At 70.2% G+C, this 7,434-nt stretch carries 7 protein-coding genes; 5 read left to right on the forward strand and 2 right to left on the reverse strand.

Annotation, left to right across the window (positions count from 1 at the left end; all coding sequences use genetic code 11):
- Window positions 1-45: 45 nt before the first annotated feature.
- Both FNH08_RS39610 and FNH08_RS39615 read right to left on the reverse strand, forming a co-directional pair.
- Complete coding sequence (locus tag FNH08_RS39610; protein ID WP_152776365.1) at window positions 46-354, reverse strand: small hydrophobic protein; 309 nt, start codon at window positions 352-354, stop codon at window positions 46-48.
- A 235-nt stretch (window positions 355-589) separates the two neighbouring features.
- Window positions 590-2,209 (reverse strand): MFS transporter, encoded by a 1,620-nt coding sequence (locus tag FNH08_RS39615; protein ID WP_152776366.1) that lies wholly within the window; start codon window positions 2,207-2,209, stop codon window positions 590-592.
- A 134-nt stretch (window positions 2,210-2,343) separates the two neighbouring features.
- Here FNH08_RS39615 and FNH08_RS39620 point away from each other — a divergent pair, with 134 nt between their 5' ends.
- The 5 genes from FNH08_RS39620 to FNH08_RS39640 all read left to right on the forward strand — a co-directional run bounded on the left by FNH08_RS39620 (window position 2,344) and on the right by FNH08_RS39640 (window position 7,428).
- Entirely contained in the window at window positions 2,344-2,985 is a 642-nt protein-coding gene (locus FNH08_RS39620) for a TetR family transcriptional regulator (RefSeq protein WP_152776367.1), read from the forward strand.
- Between the two features lie 117 nt (window positions 2,986-3,102).
- Window positions 3,103-4,320: an alpha/beta hydrolase gene (locus FNH08_RS39625; RefSeq protein ID WP_322726218.1), complete on the forward strand. Its 1,218-nt coding sequence runs from the start codon at window positions 3,103-3,105 to the stop codon at window positions 4,318-4,320.
- Window positions 4,321-4,396: 76 nt separating this feature from the next.
- Window positions 4,397-5,251, forward strand: a complete 855-nt coding sequence (locus FNH08_RS39630) for a DUF4429 domain-containing protein (RefSeq protein ID WP_152776368.1) — start codon at window positions 4,397-4,399, stop codon at window positions 5,249-5,251.
- A 180-nt stretch (window positions 5,252-5,431) separates the two neighbouring features.
- Complete coding sequence (locus tag FNH08_RS39635) at window positions 5,432-6,739, forward strand: sensor histidine kinase (protein ID WP_152776369.1); 1,308 nt, start codon at window positions 5,432-5,434, stop codon at window positions 6,737-6,739.
- Window positions 6,736-7,428: a response regulator gene (locus FNH08_RS39640; protein ID WP_152776370.1), complete on the forward strand. Its 693-nt coding sequence runs from the start codon at window positions 6,736-6,738 to the stop codon at window positions 7,426-7,428. The genes FNH08_RS39635 and FNH08_RS39640 overlap by 4 nt, the downstream gene beginning before the upstream one ends.
- The last annotated feature ends 6 nt before the right edge of the window (window positions 7,429-7,434 follow it).

Raw genomic sequence — 7,434 nt, forward strand, 5'->3', positions numbered from 1 at the left:
GCCTTTGGCCGGGAGCCCCCTCGTCTTTCCCTCACTCCCCGCGGATCAGAAGAATCCGTTCCCCGGAGTTGTGGTCCCGGCGAGCCAGAGGATCGCCAGGAGCGTGTCGATGGAACCCAGCACCACGGCGACGAGTGCCGGGACGGGGCGGGACCCGGTCCAGCTGCGGCCCATCGCGAGCCAGCCGCAGACGATCGCGGCGGGACCGAGGACGATCCCGAGGACGAAGAAGCCCGCGATCGCGCAGACGAGCCCGATGATTCCCAGCGTCGCGCGATCCAGCCCGGTCCGTGACCACGTTCGGCCACGTGAGCGGGGGTGCCTGCGCGTTCCTTGCCCGAAACCCGCCATCATCAACTCCCTGAACTTTGGTGTCAGTTCGGGTCGATGCGGCGGGTACCCCCGGTTTCGTACCTTGAACCTGTCGGCGCGCCGCCCCCCTCCGGCAGCGCGCCCCAGGACCGGTCCGCCCTCCATGTCGTACGGGCCACCTGATCCACTGTGACCTGCGGTGCGCGTGGGGGGCGAGGGATCTTGAGCCCCGTCACCCTGATAGGCGAACGGGGCCCGGTCACGGCGGACCAGCGGACTAGATGTGGCCGACCCCCGCGCCCGCCTCGGCGTTCTCACCGCGCTTGGTCAGGAAGGCCACCGCGACGGCGACCGCCGCGACACCGCAGGCGACGAGGCTGGCGAGAGCCATGCCGGAGATGAACGTGTCGTGCGCGACGTCGGTGATCTTCGCGGCGATCGCCTCGGGCGTGCCCGGGGCGACGGGTGCCGCGCCGACCTGGACGGCCTCGGCGGCCTGGTCGAGCTGGGGGCCGGTGAGGGGCGGGAGGCCCGCGTCCTTCCAGTTGCCCGGCAGGTCGCTGTCCACCTTGGAGGCCATCACGGCGCCCAGGACGGCCGTACCGAGGCTGCCGCCGATCTGCATCGCGGCCTGCTGGAGACCGCCGGCGACACCGGAGAGCTCCATCGGTGCGTTGCCCACGATGACCTCGGTGGCGCCCACCATGACCGGGGCGAGACCGAGGCCGAGGAGCGCGAACCAGAGCGACATCACGGCGCTGCCGGTGTCCGTCTCCAGCGTGGACATGCCGTACATGGCGATCGCGGTGAGCGCCATGCCGCCGGCCAGCGGGATGCGGGGTCCGGCCTTGGTGATGAGGGCGCCCGCGAGGGGGGAGCCGACGATCATCATGCCGGTGAGGGGGAGGAGGTGCAGGCCCGCGTCGATGGGGCTCATGCCGTGCACGTTCTGGAGGTAGAACGTGACGAAGAACAGGCCGCCCATGAACGCGATGGCCATGAGGACCATCAGGACGACGCCCGCCGAGAGCGGGACGGAGCGGAACAGCGCCAGCGGGATCAGCGGCTCCTTCACCTTCGTCTCCCAGAAGGCGAAGAGCCCGAAGCCCAGCACGGAGGCGCCGACGAAGGTCCAGGTCATGCCGTCGCCCCAGCCCCATTCCGGGGCCTTGATGAGCGCCCAGACCAGGCAGAACATCGCGCCGGAGAGCAGGGCGATGCCCAGGATGTCGAAGGAGCGCGGCGCGTTGTCCGCGCGGTGGTCGAGCAGCATCCAGACGCCGAGGATCACGGCTATGACGCCGACCGGGACGTTGATGAAGAAGACCGACTGCCAGTTGACGTGCTCGACCAGCACACCGCCGAGGATGGGGCCGCCCGCGGTGGAGGCGCCGATGACCATGCCCCAGATGCCGATCGCCATGTTCAGCTTCTCGGCCGGGAACGTGGCCCGCAGCAGACCGAGCGCGGCCGGCATCAGCAGCGCGCCGAACAGGCCCTGGAGGACACGGAAGGTGACGACCATGGCGATGGAGTCGGACAGGCCGATGACTCCGGAGGCGAGCGCGAAGCCCACCACGCCGATGAGGAACGTCTGGCGGTGACCGAAGCGGTCGCCGAGCTTGCCCGCGGTGATCAGGGTGACCGCGAGGGCGAGGAAGTAGCCGTTGGTGATCCACTGGACATCGGCGAAGCTGGCGCCCAGGTCCTTCTGGATGGCCGGGTTGGCGATGGCCACGATGGTGCCGTCGAGGGCCACCATCATGACCCCCACGGCCACGGTGATGAGAGTGAACCAGGGGTGGCCGCGCAGCCCCGTGGTGGGCCGCTGGTCCGACGGCGCGACGGGGATCTGGTCCCCCGGCCCCGTCGTGTCGATGGTGGTCTGACTAGTCATGCGCCGAGGCTAATGACAGCCACTGACAATTGACAAATGGGTTCACAAGCCGGTAACTGTCACGTCACTCACGGATAGGCTGAGCTCGGCGAACGGCCACCTGAGCCGGCCGTACAGTCGAAAGAAGAGGGCTCATGAACACGGTGACCCGGTCAGGACTGCGCGAGCGCAAGAAACAGCGCACCCGGGACGCGTTGCTGCGGGTCGCCCTGGAGCTCTTCACCACCCAGGGGTACGAGGACACGACCGTCGACGAGATCGCCGAGGGCGTCGACGTCTCGCAGCGCACCTTCTTCCGCTACTTCGCGGGCAAGGAGGACGCGGCGTTCGCCGTCCAGGAGATCGCGCACACGCAGTTCGTGGCGGCGGTACGCGAACGGCCGCTCGACGAGGCCCCGTTGGAGGCGCTGCGCAACGCCGTCCTGGAGGGCTGGGACACCATCGGCGAGGCCGTCGAACAGGTGGTGCCGATCGACCTCTACCTGCGCATGTGCCGGCTGACCGAGGCCACACCCGCGCTCCTCGCCGCTCATCTGCGCCGCAATGACGAGGTGGCCGAGGAGGTCGCGCGGGTCATCGCCGAACGCGAGGGGCTCGACGTGGACACCGACCCGCGGCCGCGCGTGGCGGTGGCCGTCTTCGCCGGTGTGATTCGTGTCATGGAGCGGCTCTGGGGGGCGAACGAGGGACTCGGCCTCCCTGAGCTCCGCGCACTGACCGCCACGTATCTCGACGCGGTGGGACCGGTGTTGGCGGAGAAGTGGCGTACGGAGTGAAGAGCCGGATCGACATGCCGGTGAACGCGAGGGGCATGTGAAACGCCTGCGTACGAAACGTGATCCCCCTCACTCGGTTAACGCGAGACCCTTCCGTTCTCCTAGTGTGTCCTTTCAGTGACTTCCTTCGACCCCTCTCCCCAACTCAACGTCTGGCGCGCACTGCTCGCGCTGGCCGTCGTGTTCGTGATGCTGGCGACCACCGGCTGGACCGCGATCCGCGGCCACCGGGGGTCCTCACCGCTGCAGACCTCGCTCTCCGCGTGGGACCACGGACATCTCCACGGCCGTGCGCTGCCGGACGCCGACTCCTCCCCAGGTCGGCTCGCCCACTTCTTCGCCTCGCTCACCGAACGGCAGCGCACCCACCTCGCCGACCGCTACCCGCTCGCGGTCGGCAACATGAACGGCGCGCCCGTCGAGCTGCGCTACCGCGCGAACCGCGCCGCATTGGAAGAGCAACGCGACATCGAACTCGAACGCATGCACGACAAGCGGCTCTCCGACGTCGGCCAGTACGACGCGGGCCGCCGCATGCACCGCTTCGAGGACCTCATGCAGCCGGGGCGGCGGATCCTCGCCTTCGACCCCGAGGGCTCGGGCCGGGTCGCCGAGGTCTTCGGCGACCTCACCCAGGCCGAACGCGTCTCGGTGGTCGTGCCCGGCGTCGACACCGACGTGCTCACCTTCCAGCGCACGAACCGCAGGTACTCGGCGCCCGCCGGTATGGCGAGCGCCCTGTACACGGCCGAGCGCTCGGCCGACCCCACGACCCGTACGGCGGTGATCGCCTGGGCCGACTACACGTCGCCCAGCGGGCTCGGCATGGAGGCGGCCACCGCGCTGCGCGCCGAGCAGGGCGCGGTCCGGCTGAACGCGCTGGTGCGCGCGCTGCCCGGCAACTCGTCCGTCGCGCTGTACTGCCACAGCTACGGCTCGGTGCTGTGCGGGGTCGCCGCACGCCAACTGCCCGCCCGGGTCTCCGACATCGCGGTGGCCGGCAGCCCCGGCATGCGCGCCGAGAAGGCGTCCCAGCTGCGCACCTCGGCCCGCGTCTGGGCGACCCGGGACGCCGACGACTGGATCCAGGACGTGCCGTACATGGAAGTCGGCGGCCTGGGCCACGGCGCCGACCCGGTGTCCTCGGCGTTCGGGGCACGGGTACTGTCGGCGGACGGCGCGAAGGGCCACGCGGGCTACTTCGAACCCGGGACCGAAAGCCTGCGCAACTTCGCCGAGATCGGCGTTGGCTCGTATCGCGCGGTGCACTGCGCACAACAGCAACACGAGGAAAACGCGTGTCAGGAGGGTTTGTCCGCCGCTGTCGCGGCCTGACGCGCGTAGAGGACGAAGGAATCACCGCCTGCCGGAGGAGGGGACGAAGACGCGCCTCACGCATACGATGAGCCGCATGGGTGACGTTCTGGCTGGATTCAATGCCGCCTGGGAGTTCGAGTCGGACTCCGTGCTCATCCGCTTCGAACGGGGAATCCGCACGCCGAAGCTGTTCCAGGCACTCGGCGAGCGGCGCATCCCCCTGGAAGCGATCGCGGCAGTGACGCTGACACAGGGAAAGCGCGGGACCGTCGTCCTGCACGCCGTGCCACGACCGGGCGCCGACCCACTGATGGAGGCGGCCGCGGGCCAGCTGAAGGAGGCCTGCGACCCGTACCGCCTCGTCCTGCCCGCCGAGCGCGAGACCCTCGCCGAGTACTACGCGGACGAGCTACGCGCGCAGCTCACCGAGGACGAGAGCCCGGCGGAGCGCTACCTGGTGGCTCCGCCCCAGGCACCGCTGCAGTTCAAGGCGTACGACGCGAAGGCGTCCTTCGACGGGAAGTCCGTGTCGTTCCGGTGGTTCTGGACGGGGGCCTCCTCGGCGAAGTGGAAGGCCGGCGACCAGAGCTTTCCCGTCGCCGGGCTGAGCGGGGTCGAGTGGCGGTCCCCCGAGGTCTTCGAGGGGCATCTGCGGCTGTTGCGCCGCGACGCGGACGGGGCGTCGCGGCCTCAGGCCGACCAGGATCCCGCCTCTGTGGTGTTCGGGTTGGGGTACGGGCCCGTGCACGAGTCGTTGCCGTTCGCGGCGGCGGTGTTGTCGGCGGTGCGCTCCGCGGGTTCTGCGGGTGCGGTGGCTGCCGCTTCGCCGCGGCGTGACCCTGCCGATATCGCCGATCGGATTCGGCATCTTGGGGAGTTGCACGAGGCGGGGTTGGTTACGGACGAGGAGTTCTCGGTGAAGAAGGCGGAGCTGTTGGCGGAGCTTTAGCCGTTGGGGCGGGGGGAGTTTGTCGAGTGCGAGTCGTATGTGGCTGATCGCGCAGTTCCCCGCGCCCCTATCGGGGCGCGGCCCCTTTCAGGGGCGCGCTGCTCATACCCAGGTATGACATGAAGCTGAGCTCCCTGGTATGACGGCCGCGACGGGGTCCGCTGCCTAGGGTTTGAGGCCATGAGCAGCGTATCGACGTCTCCCGATCACGAGCCCCTCGCCCCGCCCTGGGCGGGTGAGGCGTTGCTCGCGCGGCATCCCAGGCGGTGGGTGCGGCGGGTGCCGTATGTGATCGCGCTGGGGTTCGCGGCCGTCCTGATCCCCGTCACCTCCCAGGTCCTGGGAATGGACTACCACGTGAACGGCGGCCTCGCGATAGCGCTCGGCTTCGCGCAGGCCGCGCCCCTGCTGCTGGCCGTGGTCCGTCCGCTGCAGGCCTGGCGGATCGTCATCGTGGCGGACATCGCCGGGGCGTTCGTGGTGGTGCAGGCCGACGTGGCGGGCCGGCCCGCTCCCTGGACCCCCATGGTCGTCGTGGGCTATCTGGTCCTGTGCCTCGCGCTCTCCCTGCGCGAGCCGCGCCGTACGGTGCTCTACGTCTGGCTCGTCACCGTGGTCGCGAGTGTCCTGCTGAGCGCGTTCCGCAACCCGGTCGGCTCGGACGGCCCGGACACCAGCGTCCTGATGATCGTCCTCAGCGGTGCCGTGCTGCTGCTCGGCTCACTGCTGAGGGAGCGCGGCGAGACCCGGCGCCGGCTCGTCGAGCAGGAGACCATCAGCGAGACCGAGCGGGCCCGGCGCACCCTGCTGGAGGAACGGACGCGGATCGCACGGGAGTTGCACGACGTCGTGGCCCACCACATGACCGTGATCTCGGTCCAGGCGGACTCCGCCCCGTACCGGCTCTCCGGTGTGTCCGACGAGGTGCGCGGGGAGTTCGAGTCGATAGCCGCCAGTGCCCGCGACTCGATCGGGGAGATGCGGCGGCTGCTCAAGGTGCTGCGCAGCGAGGACGCGCAGGACGAGCGGGCCCCGCAGCCGGGCCTCGACAAAGTGCACCAGCTCGTCGAGGCCACCAGACGCGGCGGTGTCCCGGTCGAACTGTCCCTTCCCGAACCCGGCGCCCTCGGGGAGTCGACGAAGGTGTCCCCGGCCGTCGACCTGTCCACGTACCGCATCGTGCAGGAGGCCCTGTCGAACGTCGTACAGCACGCCCCCGGCGCCCTCACCCGGGTGTCGCTCTCCACCGGCGAGGACCATCTGACGGTGCTCGTCGTCAACGGGCCCGCCACGAAGCCGGTTTCGCGGGTGGAGTCGGGTGGCACAGGGCACGGCCTGGTCGGCATGGGCGAGCGCGTACGGTTGGTCGGCGGCACCCTCGATGTCGGGCCGCTGCCCGACGGGGGGTTCCGTGTGGCGGCGCGGCTCCCGATGAGCACGCCCGAAGAGATGAGCACGCCCGAAGAAGGGAGTCCGTCCTCTCCATGACCATCCGGGTGATCATCGTCGACGACCAGGCCATGGTCCGCGCCGGGTTCGCCGCCCTGCTGGCCGCGCAGAGCGACATCGACGTCGTGGGCGAGGCCGCGGACGGCAGACAGGGCGTGGAGCTGGGGCGCAGAACGCACCCCGATGTCGTCCTCATGGACGTACGGATGCCGGAGATGGACGGTCTGGCGGCGGCACGCGAGCTGCTGGACCCGGGAGGGCCCGAGGCCGAGGAAGGCGCCGCGCACCGTCCGAAAGTGCTGATGCTGACCACCTTCGACGTGGACGACTACGTGTACGAGGCGCTGCGCGCCGGGGCCTCGGGGTTCCTCCTCAAGGACGCGCCCCCGGCCGACCTGATCTCTGCGGTGCGCGTGGTGGCGGCCGGGGACGCGCTGCTCGCCCCGAAGGTGACGCGCCGTCTGATCGCCGACTTCGCGCGGCAGCAACCCGCCCCGCGCAGGAACCGGGCGTCGCGGCTGAAGGGGCTGACCCCGCGCGAGACCGAGGTACTGGAGCTGATCGCCCGCGGCCTGTCGAACCAGGAGATCGCGGACCATCTGGTGCTCGCCGAGCAGACGGTGAAGACCCATATCGGCCGCGTCCTGGCGAAGATGGACCTGCGCGACCGCGCGCAGGCCGTGATCTTCGCCTATGAGTCGGGGCTGGTCACGCCCGGCGACCGGTAGGGCCAC

The organism is Streptomyces spongiae (assembly GCF_009377185.1).
GTDB classification, from domain to species: Bacteria; Actinomycetota; Actinomycetes; order Streptomycetales; family Streptomycetaceae; genus Streptomyces; species Streptomyces spongiae.